The sequence below is a fragment of the Rhizobium sp. R339 genome (assembly GCF_002211395.1).
Taxonomy (GTDB): Bacteria; Pseudomonadota; Alphaproteobacteria; order Rhizobiales; family Rhizobiaceae; genus Rhizobium.
This window is the reverse complement of sequence record NZ_LOKV01000027.1, coordinates 328,012-346,355: the sequence shown is the minus strand read 5'-3', so window position 1 is coordinate 346,355 and position 18,344 is coordinate 328,012. Positions and strand designations below refer to the sequence as shown.

Annotated in this window: 14 protein-coding genes and 2 pseudogenes; 6 read left to right on the top strand and 10 right to left on the bottom strand. The window is 59.1% G+C overall.

Translation table 11 applies throughout. From position 1 onward, the window contains the following. Positions 1-252, top strand: a 252-nt coding sequence (locus tag ATY76_RS30440; protein WP_088678326.1) for an usg protein, incomplete at its 5' end; no start/stop codon positions are given. Between the two features lie 325 nt (positions 253-577). On the opposite strand, the gene ATY76_RS30435 is transcribed toward ATY76_RS30440, so the two are convergent. From ATY76_RS30435 to ATY76_RS30425, 3 genes are all read right to left on the bottom strand, one after another. Beyond that, positions 578-3,349 carry a GAF domain-containing protein gene (locus ATY76_RS30435; protein ID WP_088678325.1) on the bottom strand — a complete coding sequence of 924 codons (2,772 nt, stop codon included), beginning with the start codon at positions 3,347-3,349 and terminating at the stop codon, positions 578-580. Between the two features lie 388 nt (positions 3,350-3,737). Further along, on the bottom strand, positions 3,738-6,371 hold the full coding sequence (ligD, locus tag ATY76_RS30430) for a DNA ligase D (RefSeq protein WP_088678324.1): 2,634 nt from the start codon (positions 6,369-6,371) through the stop codon (positions 3,738-3,740). Between the two features lie 49 nt (positions 6,372-6,420). Continuing rightward, positions 6,421-6,729: a hypothetical protein gene (locus ATY76_RS30425; RefSeq protein ID WP_088678323.1), complete on the bottom strand. Its 309-nt coding sequence runs from the start codon at positions 6,727-6,729 to the stop codon at positions 6,421-6,423. 172 nt (positions 6,730-6,901) lie between these two features. Between ATY76_RS30425 and dinB the strand changes: the two genes are divergently transcribed. Further along, entirely contained in the window at positions 6,902-7,990 is a 1,089-nt protein-coding gene (dinB, locus tag ATY76_RS30420; protein ID WP_088678322.1) for a DNA polymerase IV, read from the top strand. Here dinB and ATY76_RS30415 read toward each other — a convergent pair. Beyond that, positions 7,987-8,459: pseudogene (locus ATY76_RS30415) on the bottom strand (SOS response-associated peptidase family protein). The gene dinB and the pseudogene ATY76_RS30415 overlap by 4 nt on opposite strands. 265 nt (positions 8,460-8,724) lie before the next feature. On the opposite strand from ATY76_RS30415, the gene ATY76_RS30410 reads away from it, so the two are divergent. Further along, a complete protein-coding gene (locus ATY76_RS30410) occupies positions 8,725-9,315 on the top strand; it encodes an SOS response-associated peptidase (RefSeq protein WP_088678321.1) in 591 nt (196 codons plus the stop codon). A gap of 353 nt (positions 9,316-9,668) precedes the next feature. On the opposite strand, the gene ATY76_RS30405 is transcribed toward ATY76_RS30410, so the two are convergent. From ATY76_RS30405 to ATY76_RS34375, 3 genes are all read right to left on the bottom strand, one after another. Further along, on the bottom strand, positions 9,669-11,558 hold the full coding sequence (locus tag ATY76_RS30405; RefSeq protein WP_245310172.1) for an APC family permease: 1,890 nt from the start codon (positions 11,556-11,558) through the stop codon (positions 9,669-9,671). A 679-nt stretch (positions 11,559-12,237) separates the two neighbouring features. Then, complete coding sequence (locus ATY76_RS30395; protein ID WP_245310170.1) at positions 12,238-12,984, bottom strand: Crp/Fnr family transcriptional regulator; 747 nt, start codon at positions 12,982-12,984, stop codon at positions 12,238-12,240. A gap of 128 nt (positions 12,985-13,112) precedes the next feature. After that, positions 13,113-13,313 (bottom strand): hypothetical protein, encoded by a 201-nt coding sequence (locus tag ATY76_RS34375; protein WP_088678319.1) that lies wholly within the window; start codon positions 13,311-13,313, stop codon positions 13,113-13,115. Between the two features lie 1,041 nt (positions 13,314-14,354). Between ATY76_RS34375 and ATY76_RS34370 the strand changes: the two are divergent. From ATY76_RS34370 to ATY76_RS30375, 3 genes and pseudogenes are all read left to right on the top strand, one after another. Next, a pseudogene (locus tag ATY76_RS34370) lies at positions 14,355-14,832 on the top strand (LysR substrate-binding domain-containing protein); the annotation flags it as partial. 357 nt (positions 14,833-15,189) lie between these two features. Further along, positions 15,190-15,384 (top strand): hypothetical protein, encoded by a 195-nt coding sequence (locus ATY76_RS30380; RefSeq protein WP_088678318.1) that lies wholly within the window; start codon positions 15,190-15,192, stop codon positions 15,382-15,384. Between the two features lie 244 nt (positions 15,385-15,628). Beyond that, on the top strand, positions 15,629-15,871 hold the full coding sequence (locus tag ATY76_RS30375; RefSeq protein WP_088678317.1) for a hypothetical protein: 243 nt from the start codon (positions 15,629-15,631) through the stop codon (positions 15,869-15,871). 160 nt (positions 15,872-16,031) lie between these two features. Here the strand turns inward: ATY76_RS30375 and ATY76_RS30370 are convergent, their stop codons facing one another. Genes ATY76_RS30370 through ATY76_RS30365 form a run of 3 tightly spaced genes read right to left on the bottom strand, consistent with a single transcriptional unit; the run spans position 16,032 to position 17,897 of the window. Then, positions 16,032-16,373, bottom strand: coding sequence for a hypothetical protein (locus ATY76_RS30370; RefSeq protein WP_088678316.1), 342 nt, complete (start codon positions 16,371-16,373; stop codon positions 16,032-16,034). Continuing rightward, positions 16,370-16,525 (bottom strand): hypothetical protein, encoded by a 156-nt coding sequence (locus tag ATY76_RS33890; protein ID WP_190233765.1) that lies wholly within the window; start codon positions 16,523-16,525, stop codon positions 16,370-16,372. Before ATY76_RS33890 ends, ATY76_RS30370 begins: the two co-directional genes overlap by 4 nt. Before the next feature lie 28 nt (positions 16,526-16,553). Then, positions 16,554-17,897, bottom strand: a complete 1,344-nt coding sequence (locus ATY76_RS30365; protein WP_088678315.1) for an NAD(P)/FAD-dependent oxidoreductase — start codon at positions 17,895-17,897, stop codon at positions 16,554-16,556. Positions 17,898-18,344 lie beyond the last annotated feature (447 nt).

Sequence of the window (18,344 nt, the reverse complement as noted above, 5' to 3'; positions counted from 1 at the left end):
GACCGTCAGCTGAACGGCTACGGGCTGACGACAGCGCATATCCTCTATCGCATTCCTGATTTTGAATCCGTCCTGCAAAGCTATGTCTGGCAGGATTACGATCTGGCTCCGGACTTTCCGGAGATGCATAAGTTTCTGGATTTTTGGCAGTCCACGCTGGACGGGCCGCTTCATTCCGTCCGCTATACGCACCAACGGCTGATCGGGCCGAACGAATGGCGCCGCGTCGCGGGCGAGTTTAAGTTGCAGTGAGACTTGACACCGAAATTCCCTAATGGCCGCTTCGAGCTAAAGTCGGCCTCAGGACGAGGCCGTATCGCCTTTGGCGGATGCAAACCTATACCGCCTCCTTGGGGAGTGTCAGAGGTCGCGTGAGCATACCGGTCCAACGTATTTGAATGTGAACAATGGGGCCGAGGCGCAAGCTGCCACTGCGCTGGCCAAACCCTCCATCCAGCCTCAGATTGGCACCCGTGACGTGACCGCCTGAGAACGGACAAGATAAGCAATGGCGCCGCCTTTAGTTTTCGCTTTGAGGCGGCCGGGAATCTTTAGTGAAAGCGCGCCTGGAGATCATCTATTGACCCTCAATGGAAGCCTTCACCCTTCTTGCCAGCGCCTCCATATCGAACGGCTTGGTCAATACCTGCATGCCCGGAGATAAATGTCCGTGATTTAAAAGCGCATTCTCCGCGTAGCCTGTGACAAACAGGACTGGCAGATTTGCATGCCATTCGCGGGCACGATCGGCGAGCTGCCGACCATTCATGCCATTGGGCAGCCCCACATCGGTCAACAGCAGATCGATCCGCCGGCCTGTTTCCAGCACCTCGGTTGCTTCACGAGCGTCGCCGGCCTGAATCACCAGATAACCCAATTCCTCGAGTTGTTCAGCGGAGACCATGCGGATCAGGGGCTCGTCGTCGACGAGCAGGATTGTTTTACCTCGCTCTGCTGCAGTCAGCCTGCCAGCGGGAAGCGTCTCTTCCGAGCCGACGTCCCCCGTAAACCTTGGCAGATAGATGGACACGGTAGTACCTTCACCCAACTCAGAATAGATCTTTGCGCTGCCGCCAGATTGGCCCGCGAAACCCCATACCATCGAAAGACCGAGGCCGGTCCCCTCGCCGATCGGCTTGGTTGTAAAGAACGGATCGAAAGCGCGAGCAACTGTTTCTGCCGACATGCCCGTACCAGTATCCGAGACAGACACCGATAAATACTGCCCGGCCTTGAGCCCCAGAAGAGACGCCATGCGATCGTCAATCCAATGATTTGCTGTCTCGATCGTCAACCTGCCGCCAGATGGCATCGCATCGCGTCCGTTGATACACAGGTTCAGCAGCGCACTCTCCAACTGACCCGGATCGACAAGCGTTGGCCAGGCCCCGGATGTCTGAACGACCTCGACGGCCACGGCAGGACCGACGCTGCGGCGAAGCAGCTCTTCCATCGAGGTGATGAGCTTGGTGACATTGGTGGGCTTAGGAGCAAGTGTTTGTCTCCGGGAGAAAGCGAGCATACGCTGCGTCAGCGACGCGCCGCGCGTGGCCGCACCGGCTGCCGCAGTCAGAAAGCGATCGATATCGTTCAATCGGCCCTGTGCCAAGCGGGTCCTCATCACTTCCAGACTGCCAAGGATCCCGGCGAGAAGATTGTTGAAGTCGTGGGCAAGCCCGCCCGCAAGCTGCCCCACGGCTTCCATCTTTTGCGCGTGGCGCAGAGATTCTTCCGCTGCCATGAGTTCGCCCGTACGTTCCGCGACCGTTGCCTCCAAGACCTCGTTGGCTCGACGCAGGTCGGCCTGACTCGCCAGCAACTCCGCCTCCGATCTGACCCGTTCGATATGAGCCCACGAGCGGTCAGTGACCTCCTGGACAAGCGCAATTTCATGAGCGGTCCAATGATGTGGCAGCTTATGATGGACGGCCATGAGCGCTGTGAGTTTGCCGCTTTTAACCAGAGGCAGGCAGATGGTCGCCGCAATGCCTATTTTCTGGAACGTGGCTGCCTCTTCCGGCGCGATCTCCTTCGAATTGTCATTGATGACAAGGGGGCGGCCGGCGGAAAGCTCATCAACAGCGAGCCGGCCAAAATCTCTGAGATGGTATCGGCCAGTAATGTGGCCCGAACCGGGGGCTGCCCAGTCTCCTCGAATGGTGAAGCCGTCCTCGTCTGCGTCCATATCGGCGTAGGCGCAAACGGACACACCTAATTGTTGGCCGAGCATGCGCGTGCTGGTTTCCAATATGGAATCCGCGTCGTGAAGCGCGGATGTCGCCTTGCCAAGCGCGTCCAGAAAATCCAGCCGCGCCGTATAACGTGCCTTCTCCGCCTCTGATTTTGCGCGCTCGACAGCTGACCACGTCCGTTCGGCAACCTCCGTCGCGAGAGCAATATCGTTATCTGTCCACTTGTGTGGAATGGGGTGGTGAAGAAACAACATAGCTCTGAACCGGCCATGTTTGATCAGGGGCACTGCCAAGACTGTTCTTGATCCGATCGCATGGAACGCCGCAGCCATGCTTCCGACCCGATGGTCCCGGTCCACGTCGTCTACGCACATGACCCGCCCGGCCTTGAGCTCGTCGATGATCGGCGGACCGAAGTCATTCATGCGGTATTTTCCCGCTACACTTGCGATGCGCCCATCCGTCCAGTCGCGCTCCACGGTGACATGTTCTTCTTTTTCATCGATTTCACCGTAACCAACCCGTGCTATGCCGAGCGCTCTGCCCAACGCTTCGGAAGCCGCGGCCATCACTGCAACCGGATCGGCGATATCCCTGAGGGTCTCCTCCAACGCGAGATGGAAGGACTGTCTGTTTTCCAGCATGACGCGCCGGGTGGTTTCGGTGACGGCACAGAACATCCCCCGCACCACACCCTGATGATCGCGAACCGGCGAATACGAGAAGGTAAACCAACTTTGCTCGTCATAGCCCGCCCGGTTCATAACGAGCGGAAGGTCCTCGCGGAAAGTTGCGATGCCTTTCATCGCCCTGTCGATAAGCGGAAAGATGTCCTCCCAGATCTCCTGCCAGATATCCTTGAACCGCGCCCCAAAGGCGGCCGGATGCTTGCTTCCGAGTATCTGCGCATAGGCATCGTTGTAAAGGAAGGTCAGTTCCTCGCCCCATGCCACGAACATCGGGAACTGGCTATCGACCATGAGCGCCGTCACCGACTTCAAAGACTGATCCCAATGTTCCGGCGGACCAAGGGGCGTAGGTGCAAAGTCAACCGTTCTCAGGAGACCCACGACTGGGTTTGACGTGAGCTCGGTCTCCAAACCTTCAGACCGGGCAGCCATCAGTCCCTCATCAGTGCAGATCCCAGTATCCGTCATTGCGCCCCCGCGTGTTAAAGCGACAGTCAACGTTTTCGACCGCGACAGAGTTCCGCACCCGCTAAGCTAACGTATCGCGGTGCTGGAGAGGCTCGTATTCGCGGGGGGACTTGCGGCCGACGAGGGATGCGACAAGCGGACATCGTTTTTCACATACGAACTTGCCCCGTCCCGGTGGACGAGGCTTTTCGTACGATCGAACGGTAACCTAGACGCAGCTGGGTTGGTTCACGATCGTAGGAATGGCTATACGCTGCACGTAGATGCCCTCGCAGCTTTGATCTGATCCCGAAGTGGTTCGTGCGGAGCTTTGGTGCGCTCCCATCGAGCAATGCTCCGCGCGGTCCGACAATTTCATATTTATCGGACACGACGTGACCCTATCAGTCTACGCTGCCCGTCGCGATCTTCCGAGGCGCTTGATTGCTTGCTCAAGCGGCCGCTCGCCGTCGCAATAGTCCTGCCAGGCGGAGCTTTTGGCAAGCAGCGCCGGCACCGTGCGAAGCGTAAACCGCTTCGGGTCAAGATCGGACTTCACCTGCGCCCAGGTGAGTGGCATCGACACGGTAGCGCCGGCACGGGCGCGCGGTGAAAGCGGTGCGACGGCCGTCGCCATCCGGTCGTTGCGGAGATAGTCGAGGAAAATCCTGCCGCCGCGAAGGCTTTTGGTCATCTTGATCAGATAGAGGTCGGGATTGTCACGCGCCATCTGCTGGCAAACATCATGCGCGAAACCCTTGGCCTCCGCCCATAAGAGAGGCTTGCGTTTGTTCACGGCAAGCGGGGTGACGACATGCAGGCCCTTGCCGCCCGTCGTCTTGCAGAAGCTGACGAGGCCGAGCTCGTCGAGCCGGTCGCGCATCTCGCGGGCGGCCGCGACCACGGTCGCAAACGGCACGTCCGGACCAGGATCAAGGTCGAACACCAAACGGCCGGGCACCTCCGGTTTGCCCGGCTCACAATTCCACGGATGCAGCTCGACACCGCCGATCTGGGCGATCGCCGCCAGCCCCTCGATCCGATCGATCTGCAGGTAAGGCTTCTTGTCGCCGAAGACCTTCACCAGTTCGAGCAGGTTAGAGGTGCCGGGCATGGCATGGCGCTGAAAGAACTGCTCGCCGCCAATGCCGTCGGGCGCTCGGATGATCGAACAGGGCCGGCCCTTGATGTGATCGATCAACCAGGCGCCTACGGCCTCATGGTAGCGCGCAAGCTCTTCCTTTGTGACGGGCTCTCCATCACCAGCATCCGGCCAGAGCGGCTTGTCGGGGTTGGAGATGAGGACACCCATGACCTCGGCCTTCGCGCCTTTGCGGCGAGCGGGTTTGTGTCTGGCGGCCGCGGCAGGTTCAGCGATTTCGGTCCTGGCCGGCGCCGGATTTTCGGCCTCGACTTCTCTTGCCGGCTTGTCCTCGCGCAGGCCCTTGAAGGCAGCCTGTCGGACGAGGCCGTCCGCGGTCCACCCTTCAAATTCGATCTCCGCGACAAGCTCGGGCTTCACCCAGACAACTTCGGCTGTCCGCTTCGGAGCGCCGACACCGGTGAATGGCGACCTCGCCGTTTCGAGAGCCTGCAGTTTCGGCAGCAGCGTCTCGACTTTTTTGGCGCCGTAGCCGGTTCCGACACGCCCGACATAAACGAAGTGATCGCCGCGGTGCACCCCGGCCAGCAGGGATCGGAATCTGCCGTTGGTCTTGGCATAACCTCCGATCACCACCTCGTGCCCGGCCCGACATTTCGACTTCGCCCAGGTATCGGTGCGCCCGGATTGATAGGGTGCATCCATCTGCTTGGAGATGACGCCCTCGAGGTGCAGCTTGCAGGCGGAGCGGAGCACGGCGTCGCCGCCGGACTCGAAATGTTCAACATAACGGATGTGGGGATCGTCGCCGGTAGCGGTCAGAAGCTTTTGCAGCCGCTCCTTCCGCTCGACCAGGCGCATCGACCGCAGGTCCTCTCCGCCATCGAACAACAGGTCGAACGCGAAGTAGACAAGGTCTCCTGTCTTGCCTTCCGACAGGGCCGCCTGAAGTGCGGCAAAATCCGGTGCGCCATTCTCATCAAGCGCGCAGATCTCGCCATCGATGATGCAGTCGGGCAGTGCGGATGCGGCATCGGCGATCGCTGGATACTTCCTAGTCCAGTCGAGACCTTTGCGTGTCTTCAGCGTCGCCGTTCCATCGGCGACCCGCATCTGGATGCGATAACCGTCGAACTTGATTTCGTGCAGCCAGTCGTCGCCGGCCGGCGGACGATCGAGCCTGTCGCAAAGCTGCGGCTCGATGAAATCCGGCAGGTCGACCACGGTGGATGTCGCGAGATCCTTGCTGGACCTCTTCTTGCGTTCGGCGGCGGCCAGGCCATGCTTGCTGTCCCAGACGGCATCCGCCTCCACATCCGCGTTCGCCATCATGAACGGTCGCGGCTTGCGCCCCTTGCCTTCGGCGATTTCATCCATGCTGCGGCCGGAAGCGACCGAGGTCGCGTTCTCCTCCAGGACAGCCGCACCGTTTTCGTCGACCGAATGATCGTCATGATGTTTGATCAGCAGCCAGTTCGTCCGCTTGCCGCCATCGCGGTCATTGCGCATGCGCACCAGCACGAAGCTGCCATGCAGCCGCTTGCCCTCGAGCGTGAACTTGAAATCGCCCTTCCTCAAGGTTTCTTCCGGAGACTTGCTGCCCTCCGGCTCCCAATAGCCGCGGTCCCACAACATCACCGTGCCGCCGCCATACTGGCCTTTCGGGATCGTGCCTTCGAAGTCGCCGTAATCGAGCGGATGATCCTCGACCTCGACAGCCAGCCGCTTGTCATGCGGATCGAGCGATGGCCCCTTGGTCACCGCCCAGGATCTGAACACACCGTCGAGCTCGAGCCTGAGATCATAGTGCAGCCGTGTGGCATCGTGCTTCTGGATCACGAATCGGCGCCGGTTCGACGGTTTGACTCGCGTCTCACCGCTGGGTTCGCTGGTTTTCTTGAAATCGCGCTTGGCCCGGTATTTCGAAAGATTGTCGGCCATGAAACTCGAACTCCTATCAACGCGCACCGGCGCTAGCTTCCTTCACCGCTTATCGCTGTGAGACCCTCAGCGCGCCAGCATCCCCGAGACTGCGCCGGACGGCGGCGACTTGGCTGGAAGCGATATCCGCCGAAACGACGATCTCGCCTTCCAGCGGTGCGTCCTGACGCGCGCCTCCGCCATGCGAGGCATCGCCGCCCGAGGGCGCCGCGCCGGCACTATTCCGGTTGCTCGCCGACTGGATGAATATGTCTGGTCTGGATATGCCGTGCTGCTGAACCAGATGTTCGACGGCGAGATCAGCCGCTTCTCGGGTTTCGAACGTGGCTGTGATCGTCGTGGTGCTGTCATCGGCCATTAAGGTCTCCTGATGTTGCTTTCCTCAAATGAGAACGCGGCCGGCGGCTGCTAGTTTCGACAGCAGGCCCGGACGCCCCCTCAAATGTTGATATCGCGCCAAAGCCTGCTATGTTCTGTTTTTGTTTCGGCGCACATCACCTGCCGACGCCATCGCGATCGCTGAAGCCGCCATGAACGACATGAGTTCGACCCCCGTCCGAAAAATCATCCACGTCGACATGGACGCGTTCTATGCGTCGGTGGAGCAGCGCGATAATCCGGAATTGCGCGGTAGACCGGTTGCGGTGGGCGGATCGGCCGCCCGCGGCGTGGTGGCCGCAGCAAGCTACGAGGCCCGCAAATTCGGTGTCCACTCGGCGATGCCGTCGGTGACGGCGAAGCGAAAGTGCCCAGACCTGATCTTCGTGCCGCCGCGCTTCGAGGTTTATAAGGCGGTGTCGCAGCAGATCCGCGAGATCTTCGCCGAATATACGCCGATAATCGAGCCGCTGTCGCTCGACGAGGCCTATCTCGATGTCACCGAAAATCTCAAAGGCATCGCGATTGCCACGGAGATCGCGTCGGAGATCCGCGCGAGGATCAAGCAAGTCACCGGCCTCAATGCGTCGGCCGGGATATCCTACAACAAGTTCCTCGCCAAGATGGCGAGCGATCTGAACAAGCCGAATGGCCAAGCCGTTATCACCCCGAGGAACGGACCGGCCTTCATCGAGACTCTCCCCATCAAGAAATTTCACGGCGTCGGCCCTGCCACGGCGGAAAAGATGCACCGGCTCGGAATCGACAACGGCGCCGATCTCAAAGGGAAGACGCTCGAGTTCCTGGTGGAGCATTTCGGGAAGTCGGGACCCTATTTTTATGGCATTGCCCGCGGTACCGACGAGCGCCAGGTCAAGCCGAACCGGGTGCGCAAATCCGTCGGCGCCGAAGACACGTTTTCGCAGGACCTCCATGCCTTTGAGCCGGCCCGTGAAGGGCTGCAGCCGTTGATCGAAAAGGTGTGGGGCTATTGCGAGACGAATGGGATCGGCGTCAAGACGGTGACGCTCAAGGTCAAGTATGCCGACTTCAATCAGATTACCCGCAGCAAGACTGTTCCCAGTCCTCTGGCCGCGATCACCGATCTGGAGGAGATCGTCGGCCTGCTGCTGGCGCCGATTTTTCCGCCGCGCAAGGGCATTCGCCTGCTCGGCGTCTCGCTGTCGTCGCTCGAAAGGCGCGCCGCCGGAACGGAGCCGCAGCTGAGATTGGCGCTTTAGATCGCCAGCGTCGGGCTCGGCAGGCGCGCGCGGGCATCGTGCTTAACCCGGAACGTGCCTGCCGGCAATGACCGCAGGATTTCCTCTTCGCGAACAAGGCCGTCGATCCAGCCCACGCGCTGGTCGCGTGTCAGGACCACCATCTGCCGGTGTGAATAGGCGCGATATCGGCATTCGCCACGATGGTCAGGATGGCGCAGTCCTCCGCCCAATTCACAGCCGCCGGGCGCCAGATCCCCGCAAAATAGAACCGGTCGCCATTGGCGAGCGAGAAGCTGAAGCTCTTGTGGCGAAACTCCGAGACGGCACCAGGCAGGTGGGTGGGAAACGTCCTTCCGAACGGATGAGGTTCACCGCGCGCGGACCGCCGCCGCGTGGGCGCCAATCCCCAAGGCAGTTCCACTATCTCTACATCGCCGTCATGGCGCTTGACGATAACGCGGCGCTCGTTGAACGGCTGAGGGATAATCGTGTGCGGTTAGCCGAAAACTGCTAATCTCCCCGAATGCGCGCCGGTGAGACCGAACTTCAAATGGTCATGCGACACGTTCGAGATGGTGCCGCCATCGTCGCGCGGCAAACTGGGCTTTCTCAAAAAACTCGTCACGCTCCGCCTGCCAACAAGGGATGCCGAGGAACTGCTCGTCCTGCTGGAGCGCATACAAACTGAGCATATATTGCACCTGCAGCGGCTCGGTCGCGAGTTGATGAGGCCACCCTCGAAGGGAAGAGCTATGTGCAATGATTATCGGTTGATGGTGGATATCGCCTCGGTTGTCGAGGATTTCGCCGATCTGAAGATCAAGATCCGTTTCGGTGAAGGCGCGCCGAACCTCGAAGCGCGCGAGGACATCAAGATCACAGATATCGGCCCGATCGTCAGGACGATCGGCGGAGCCCGCGATGAAGCCGAGCTCGTGCAGCGGCGTTGGAGCTGGCCCGGACCGAACAAACGGCCGGTTTATAATTTCCGGTCGGAAGGTCGGGAGTTCACTTCCAATCGCTGCCTGATCGTTGCCGATGGCTTTTACGAGTTCACCGATCCGAAGGACCCGAAAAAGAAGCGCAAGGACAAGTGGCTGTTCACGAAGACGGACGAGCCGATCTTCTGCATCGCCGGCATCTGGCGCGAAACGCCGGAGGTCGGCCAAGCCTTCACTATGCTGACGATGGAGCCGGGGCCGGACATTGCGCCGTATCACGACCGGCAGATCGTCATCCTCGAACGCGGCTCCTGGGCAGATTGGCTTGACCCGGCGGTTTCCGCGAAGTCCTTGATCAAGCCGCTCGCGGTGGGCACCCTTTCTGTGCAGCAGGTCGGCTGAACCGGAATAGCCCCGCGCCACGTTCAAAAATAGCTGCCCGCGAGTTGTCGAACTCTTGCGCAAATCAGCTTCGCGAGAGCTGCCTCTTCTGCTGTTCCTTCTTATTCGGTGCCCTTGAGCGTACATTGACAAGCTGCTCGATGATCGGGGCGAACAACGTCGTGGTCGCGCCGCCGAGCGCGGCCTTGACGGCTTCTTCCCAGCAGCCGGTGATTTAACTGGCGCCCAATCTTCGATGTCAAGCGAACACACCGAGCATGTAAAGTCCGACGATCAGAAGATTGACTGCGAGCACGATATAGATCGGTAAAAGTGTGCGTCGCTTATTGCGGTCAGCGTCACGTGACATGTCCTCATCCCTCTTGCCGCGACAAGCGCCATGGCACCGTCACGACCGTTAGCCTGGGGCCGCCGAACTTCAAAAGCTGCTTTCTGAGATGACCGGCACGGTTCATGTGAAGTATCTTTTGCCACCATCGCTCCTTGACCGTCTCGGGAATGAGAACCGCGACCTGACGCTCAGGCGCATCCGCATCAAGCTTCTCGATCAATCGAAGAAGTGGTTCATGCAGTTCTCGATAAGGTGCCGGAATAAGCATCAGGCGCGGAGGCTGGAGACCCTTCGCAGCGACCGGTTCTTCGACATCGGCATGCCATTGCTGACGCAAAACTCTCTCTCCATCCTCATTCTCCGGGCCGCCGAGCTTCACAAGGTGGACAGCGACGACATCAGGGGACAACGTCAGTGCAAACTTGATGGCCCTTTCACTCAGGCGATTCCAGCTTTCCGTCACAACGAGCACCGTTGGCGGGTCGACATCTTCCACAGCAATCGGACCGGGTTGACGCAATTCCCGATCCAATCCCTCGTAATAGCTTTTGATCGCACGTAGCAGGATGATGGTGAGAGGAACGGCGATCAATGTGATCCAAGCGCCGTCCAAGAACTTTGCTAGCATGATCACAACCAGGGCAGTGCCGGTTGCCACCGCCCCGACGGCATTCATCGCAAGCTTCGCTGGCTTCTTTACTTTCTGACGCCTCCAGTGAACGACCATTCCTGTTTGAGAGACGGTGAAGGTCAAGAAGGCACCAATGGCGAAGAGAGGTATTAACCTTTCTGTAATGCCGCCGAAGGCGATCAAAAGAAGCGAGGCGAAGCCTGACAGAAAAAGGATGCCTACCGTGAAGACCAGGCGGCGTCCCGGCTGAGCAAAAGCCTTTGGCAAGTATCCATCAGCGGCTACCATGCGGCAGATACGAGGAAAGCCGACGAAGCTCGTATTGGCCGACAGGCACAGGATGCAGAGCAGGCTGCACATGGCGACGTAGTAGAAGGCGTTGAAACCTGCCACTGCACCGATCAACTGCGAAAGCACACTCTGGTACCCGTTACCAGTTTGGCTCATCGCGCCGATTTCGAAGGTAGCCGCTATCGTCGCGATACCGCCCAGCAGGAGCGCCAGAACCACGACAATGATCGTGAGCGTAATGTAGGCGTTCCTGATGACGGGCGCCTTGAATGAACCCACACCGTTAGAGACGGCTTCAACTCCCGTCATCGCGGTGCAGCCGCTGGCGAAGGCATGCATCAGCAGCCAAATGCCTGCCGCCCCTGTTGTTGCCGCAAGCGCAGGTGGCGCGACAACAGGGGCAGGATCGCTTTCAGTCACAATCCTGAAGAGGCCGTAAGCGATCACACCTAGGAAGCAGACCATAAAAAGATAGGTTGGAAGCGCAAACAGCCAGCCAGCCTCGCCAGTCCCTCTAAGATTGGCCAGGGTGACAAACGCTACGATGAGCAGGCAGAGGGGCAGGATATACGGATGGAGGCTTGGGACGGCGGATACGAGTGCACCGACGCCGGCAGAGACGCCAACCGCGACATTCAATACGTAGTCGATCATCAAGGCTGAGGCCGCCAGCAGGCTGGGGTATTCCCCCAGATTCTCCTTGGCGACCGCATAGGCTCCGCCGCTTGTCGGATAGGCGGCGAGGGTCTGACGATATGAAAAATACAAGATCGCGAGGAGAGCGATGATGCAGCCCATAACCGGTCCGAGATAGGTGAGACCTAGCGCCCCGAGCGGAATCAGGATCGTTAGAGCAGCTTCCGGCCCGTAGGAGGATGATCCAAGCCCGTCCAGCCCCATGGCGGGTACAGCCTCCATCCAGCCAAGTTTCTTGTCTTCGTGCTCGCGGTTAGCGAGTTTGCGGCCAAACAGGAGTGTGCTGAGGTTCAAGCTGCTGGTTCTCCGACGTTGAACGCACCGAACCTGCCAGCGAGGATGTTAGTTCCGCCCTCCGGGGGAGGAACTTGAGCGACCAACGTTGGTTGGATGGGAACGACAGCGAAGCCATCTTAGCCGGCCAGTCAGCGGACGGTGATGGTTTTGGTCGCGTCGGAGGTGGCTGCCTATTGGCTGCAATTTCCTTCGCATCAGTCATACCAAGGGGCTGATGGATAGCATTGACCATCGATCATCGCAGCCGAGGGACTATCTCAGGTATCGCGGTGGCGATATCAACTTCTGCCGCCCATGCCCCGCGCTCATCGTGGATAACTATACCCATCGGAATCTCTTGCCCTCTCTTCATAAGGGCATGCCGGACCAGTTCGCGGAGGGTCTCGATAGCTTCTTGTCTTGCCGCGGTCAGATCAGGGAAGGCCGAACCCTCGAAGTCGACTACGACATGATCCGCGTGCCGGATGTGAAAATAATACGTCGCCACGGTCACCTCTTTTCGAAGGATTAGCATTCGCAAAACCCGTCGCAAGCCTCTGTCAGCGAGCGTACCAGCGTAGAATTAAAAAAGAGCCCCGCGCGGGCGGGGCTCAAGTTGGGGACTTGCGATGGACCGGGCGGAGGCATCATGAAGAGTTGGCTGCCATCCAAGCTCCGCGCGGCTGACGAAATACGCTTAGTGCTGCCGATTTGTTCCCGCCGAAAACGCGTTTTCTGTTGGCTCTCTCATAATGGCCGGACGAGCCGCCGCGAGGCGATTGTAACTCCCGCCTGCCATGCTGATCAGTTTGGTACGATCACGGACGATGACTTTGCCGCGCGCGGACCTGATCATGCCTTCGCCTTCGAGCAACGCCAAGGCTTCGGAAACGCCGGCCCGCCGAACTCCAAGCATCATAGCCAGGAACTCGTGCGTCATAAGAAGTTCGTCGTCCCCGGCACGGTCGTGGCTCATCAGGATGAGGCGGGCCAAGCGCTGGTTCAAAGAGTAGTGGCCCAGAGCCAGGGCCGTCTCCGCCATTTGTACCATGACGGAGTGCGCGTATCGGAGAAGCGTTTCGCGGAGTGAAGGGCTACGCTCGGCCGCCTCCCGAATAGCCGATGTAGGAATGCGGAAGGCGGAACCGGCTCCTTGAACGAAGCTCCGCCATGACGTTCTATCAGCCCCGAGGAGAACAGAGACACCGGTCATGCCTTCCCGGCCCACGCTGAATACTTCGAGGCTTCGGCCACCCGGTGTTGTCGTAACCGCGGCAACGATCCCGCTCTCGATGAAGTGGACATGCTGAATGGGAGCGTCAGGCTCAACAAGGATATCTCCAACGTCGAGCTTAACCGGTTGAAGATCGGCCTCCAGCCATTGCAGTTCTTCAGAGAATGAGTTCAACAGTTCATTGCGGAACATCGACGGGACTTTATGCAATATCGAGCCTCTCCGTTGCGACGGGAAACAAGCTCTGATGATACCCACCGGTAGACCGATACGCATTAATCTTTGCTAATATTGGTGCGGAACCGTACAAACACAACGGGCTATAACAAGCAGGCCGATCAGGTCAGGAGCCGAACTAGAGAATCCTCGTCTTTCACTCCATGCTGGAACGACTGGATTATTCGCATTGCCAGTTCTTCCCGGTCGGCTGCGGTCACGATCTGCCGCGCCGAGCTGACGTGATCAAAGACCCTTTGGCAAAGGGCAACTTCGCCATCATTCAGCACGCTCTGGGTTTGGAATACGCTAGACAGGATCATACGCCGTCACTCCCCGATGATAACCGTAGGGCGCGGAGGCGACGCTTCAACGTGATTGGAGATCACGACTTGTGTTTGGCCTACACAAAAGGGCGTCGGGCCGCGCGGAGCGTCGCTTTGGGAGCAGACCAGGAACTACCTCCGCACGACCCAACATCCGGGGTGGTGGATCGCTAGGAGTAAGCCTTCGCGAACAACAAGATACTTGCTTTCTCCCGCGATCCAGTGAGCTAACCTGAATCGTCAGTTTACGGTTCCCGTACGATGCCGGACGAAATGGTCACTCCCGGGGCAGGCTGGGGCGATGTTTCACCTTTATGGCGATCATTTACCCCAAGCATGTGTCTCCTGTGAACTGGGCGACCCCCGCGTCGATCACACCAGGCCGGAACCTCTCCCGTAGCAGAGTCTTCCCAGTTCTTCCATTCGTTCGAGAGATGCTGACGCAGGTGTTTTGCCAACCGCGCCAACACGTTCAAGCCCTTTCAGCGAGAAGCTCTTTCAATCTGCCCTTGGCGATCAGCGCCAGCATATAATCAATCGCGCGATCACTCCTTTATTGCCTTCGTCGTCAAACGTACCGCTGACAATGTTGGCGCCATGATGTCCGATTGCTTCTCAAGGCGGGAGCGCCGCACCAGTCGCGATAGCTGGATCTTGCTTACCTGTGAGACCGGTGAAGTTGACCTTTCATGATCAGACCCTACATCCCTGCTATCGTTGGCAACCGAATATGTAGGCGCTGACGGCTGAGGGTTACCAAGTGCTCCCGCCTGCAAATCAGCGGTGTGCACTCATGGGCGACCCTATACTTGAGGCGCAGTTGAATTCTTCCCGAGCTCTGATTGAACGAACGAAACAGTTGTTGGCGTCAACAAGACGGCTTGTTTCAAAGGAGCGGCGAGTCACTGAAGCGGCTGAAAACGGTCCTCTTGATGTTGAGGAGACGAGGAGCTGTCAACCGGGAAACATGCGGTTTCCTGACGGTGTGGAGCGGGCTTAACGGGCGCTTGAAGTTTCTTCTTTTGCTTCAAGTCGCCCCGCGATCGCAGCGCGTTCGACGTTGCCATAAGGACCGGTCGCGGCGGATGGCAAGGACTGCCGAATATCCGCTTACTCCCGTTGAGGTGACGCCAATGCTGGCGCCTTCTCTGTTGGCAACCCGGACCGTCATCATGCCGGATGCACTTGCAGATTTCGAGCTCTTGCCGCATCCGGATTGCTATGCATGGTTCAGGGGCGCCCGGTGCGAGCTATCGCGGGCTCTGCGATTTGCGGGGTCCATTACCCTACGCATGAATTGGACGCCAATGCGGCACTGGCCGGCGTCGGCGTCGGCGTTGCGTTGCTATCGTCAGTGTTGTTTCGACCGCTCCTGGAGAAGGGACTGCTGATCGCGCCGTTCTCATACGTGCTGAGCGGGCCCGCCTGGCACTTTGCGATCATGCCCGCGGACGATCCGCGTCTCGCGCCCAGACAGCTCTGCGAATGGCTTCACGAGCAGACTCAGGAGCCCGCCTGGTGCCGATCATTTTCTTCGTTCCGCACTATTGCCAGTAGCAGCCGCATCGAACGAGATAAGTTGCACAGACAGCCGTTCACAAACAAACCGGTTGTCTGCTCCCTGCTTCGATCGCCCGCCTTGCCAGGCAGCAAAGGCGCAATTCTCGACCAATGCGCCTCGTTCAACTCGTGTCGCTTCACCGCCATCAAGTACGAATCCGTCATCAACTGATTTGGGGATCCTTAAGGTCGATTGGTCCTATTGTGCTTGTCGCGTTTGCGGCCACCGACCGCACCAGGAATTCCTCGACAGCCCTGCAACTAACGGCGCCGCATCTGGTTCGGCCCGAGATGCACTCGAGAGGAGACCGAGATGAAGCTGGTGCCATTCCAATATGCGGGGCATAACCCTGCCATGGTCTACATCAATCCGGAACAGGTTGTTGCTGTGCGAGAATTCGCCAACAGCACCCACATCCATGTTGCTGCACCGCAGAAGGATGGCGCACCAAGTTACTATCCCGTCAGGGAGACGGTCGATGAGGTCGTTAAGAAACTGACTGCCTAGACCAGGAACTTCTATACTTAACCGATGTTGTAGTTGGTATGCGCAGTACAGAGCACAAAGCCGCGAGAGGCATGATCAATTACGTGCTGACCGCTCTCGTTGTCGCAATAATTGTAGCGGTGGCGTACTTGGCCTTCTTCACTCCCGGACAAGCGTGAGCTGACTGCCCTAATCGACAGCGGTACTTCAGCAAATTGCCCTGGCACCGGAGCCAGTGGCTTTGCTGCCGCATGGAGCAGGTTCCATGAGCGAGAATTTCAGCGCCAAAGAAACGTTCGCGATATACGGCGAGAGGGCAACCACGATCACTTACGTTCGAGATGCCTACTCCACCGAGGAAAAGACATTCCCGACGATGCGCGATGCAATCGACTATCTGAAGGCATTTGACCCTGTCCCGGTTGCGATAGTTCTCCATATCCGCGCTCACGGTCGCGACATACCGTTCGACCGTGACAATATAGCGAAGCTGATGCGGGAGCCCTGATCATGACACAATCACACCCTTCGGCACGGCCCATGGTACGCATCCGCTAACGCTTCCCGAGGCCCGGCAGACGTCACCACACAACCGGTCTGCCCCGCGTTAGAAGGAATCCTTCTTAGTCATGGAACCGCGACTGACAAAATCCCTTCACCTGTTTTAGTCAGCTATAAATCCAGCTCGCGACCGCCACCGCGATCGCAACAACAACCGTAGTGCCAATGAAGATGCGCAACGCAGGCGAGCGAGTGGTCTGTGGAATCGTCGCCCCGCTTCCTGGCTCACGCATCGCGACGTCGTAATTCCGCAGACGATCGGCGGCTCCGATGTTCTGCGCATGCAGTGCCATCTCGACCTGATCGGGAGTTATCGGATGGCCGGCGGCCTCTGCATCCGTTTCGAGCGGCGCAGCCGCCGGGTCAAAGCCGGGCCTGATGTCCCCGGTCTCTCCCGACTGGATCCCGCCCCTAATCTGCGCGGCAGCTTTCTCCCCTTTCTTGGTCATTCGGGCTCTCCTCGTTCGATCGCGGATGCAAGGTTCACGTCAAGGCCGTCCAACTGCCACAAGGAAATCGAACCGATGGTGATGATGAACCCGATGATGATGACAATGGCTGCGTAGAGCCACGCAAGTCCGCGCGGTGATTGCTGATCCATTGATCCTCCTCCTGCTCCCTGTACGCCTTCAAATCTTCCCCGCTTGCATTGCGGGGCTGACCTCCGGAGCACGCGTAGCGGTCTGGCCGGCGCTCTCGTCGATGATCCGGGCGCCGCGTTGGCGAGTGAGGTAGCGCCAGATCCATTGGATGCTGACGAGAAGCCGCTTTTCGAAGTTGATAAGCAGATAGACGTGTACGATTGCCCACAGCAGCCATGCCAGCCTTCCTTTCAGGGTCCACCGGCCGAAGTCGAAAACGGCGGCGTTGCGCCCAATGACGGCTGTATTGCCTCTGTTGCGGAAGACGAAGCCCGGCCCGCTAATCACAGTTTCCTTGCGAAGATGTCGTCCAAGGTAGATGCCTTGCTGTTTGGCAACCTGCGCAAGCGCCGGGAGTGGCTTTCCGTCCGTCCCGATCAACGCGGCTGTGTCTCCGAGCGCATAGATATCCTCGAAGCCTTGGACGCGAAGATGATCATCGACTGGAATGCGGTTGCCGGCAGTACCCGAGAGGCCGAGCCAGCGATGCGCGGGCGACGCTTTCACGCCGGCCCCCCAGACGATCGATCCGGCCGAGATGAAGGCGCCACCGATGTTCGCGCCGTCCTTTGTAATGTCGACGACCCGGCTTCCCGTGCGCACTTCCACGCCGATCTTTTCAAGGTACCTCGCCGCATAGGCAGAGAGATGCTCAGGAAAGGCCGCTAGAATGCGGGGCCCGGCTTCCACCAGCAGAACGCGGAGATGGTCGGGCTGAAGGTTGCGAAAGTCCCTGCTGATCATGAAGCGTCCGAGCTCCGAAATGGCGCCGGCCATTTCGACGCCCGTAGGGCCGCCGCCAATAATGATGCTCGTCAACAGGGCCTGCTTCTCGGCCGGGCTGCCCGCTCGTTCGGCTTTCTCAAACGCCAGAAGAAGGCGATGCCTGATTTCCCGCGCCTCGTGGATCGTCTTGAGACCCGGCGCCAGAGCCTGCCACTCGTCATGTCCGAAGTAATCGTATTCGGAGCCTGTCGCAATCACGAGCTGGTCGTAGCGTACATCGGCACCGTCCGCGAGCAGGACGCGCCGCTTTGCGGTGTCGATGCCGACCACTTCCGCCATGATCATTTCGATGTTCTTGTAGCTTGCAAGCGTCTTTCTGATGGGCTCTGCTATGTCTGCCGGCGACAAGGCGGCGGTGGCGACCTGGTAGAGAAGCGGTTGGAAGAGATTGTGGTTGCGGCGGTCAATGACGACGCATTCCACCTCAGCATTCCCGAGCTCGCCGGCACAGGCAAGGCCTGCGAAACCGCCGCCTATGACAACAACCCGGCGGCGTCCTCTCGCCGAACCTTCTGCATCTGCTGTCGTCTTTCGATCATGCGGCATGAAATCTTCCCAAAACCATGTTTCGCCAACGCCTAACGCTACACAGCCCAAGCAACTTCAAAGCACTCAAGCTGCTTCGGATTTCGTCAGCTTCGACACTGCTCACTCACCCGTTTTCACGATAGACGCCGCTAACAACCGAGGGCTTCGAAGGTTCCAGCGCAGCCGCAACCCTTGTTCGGCTCGGACTGATGCTGCGAGCCCTCCCCTCATACATTCACTCACTCAGACTTCGTCGAGATGGAAGGCCTATGTCGCCAGCCGAACGGGCGCCTGACCCTCACCTCGCAGACCGCGGGCCGGATTACCTCTTGCAGTGACGGGTCGGCAGACGGCGACAGCCAGGACGCTGCGAGAGAGTCCGGTCCCGTACAGTGCCGGAACCACCGGGGCGGAGTGCGGTTGTCGTGGACCAAATCGAGCTTAGACTGCATTTAACCCTGGAGA

Bases quoted from the DNA above. Each gene is read 5' to 3' on its own strand.
- ATY76_RS34375 (WP_088678319.1), bottom strand. From the start codon at position 13,313: ATGATCCTGTCTAGCGTATTCCAAACCCAGAGCGTGCTGAATGATGGC.
- ATY76_RS33890 (WP_190233765.1), bottom strand. From the start codon at position 16,525: ATGGATCAGCAATCACCGCGCGGACTTGCGTGGCTCTACGCAGCCATT.
- ATY76_RS30365 (WP_088678315.1), bottom strand. From the start codon at position 17,897: ATGCCGCATGATCGAAAGACGACAGCAGATGCAGAAGGTTCGGCGAGA.
- ATY76_RS30375 (WP_088678317.1), top strand. From the start codon at position 15,629: ATGAGCGAGAATTTCAGCGCCAAAGAAACGTTCGCGATATACGGCGAG.
- ATY76_RS30380 (WP_088678318.1), top strand. From the start codon at position 15,190: ATGAAGCTGGTGCCATTCCAATATGCGGGGCATAACCCTGCCATGGTC.
- ligD (WP_088678324.1), bottom strand. From the start codon at position 6,371: ATGGCCGACAATCTTTCGAAATACCGGGCCAAGCGCGATTTCAAGAAA.
- ATY76_RS30425 (WP_088678323.1), bottom strand. From the start codon at position 6,729: ATGGCCGATGACAGCACCACGACGATCACAGCCACGTTCGAAACCCGA.
- ATY76_RS30435 (WP_088678325.1), bottom strand. From the start codon at position 3,349: ATGACGGATACTGGGATCTGCACTGATGAGGGACTGATGGCTGCCCGG.
- dinB (WP_088678322.1), top strand. From the start codon at position 6,902: ATGAACGACATGAGTTCGACCCCCGTCCGAAAAATCATCCACGTCGAC.
- ATY76_RS30370 (WP_088678316.1), bottom strand. From the start codon at position 16,373: ATGACCAAGAAAGGGGAGAAAGCTGCCGCGCAGATTAGGGGCGGGATC.
- ATY76_RS30410 (WP_088678321.1), top strand. From the start codon at position 8,725: ATGTGCAATGATTATCGGTTGATGGTGGATATCGCCTCGGTTGTCGAG.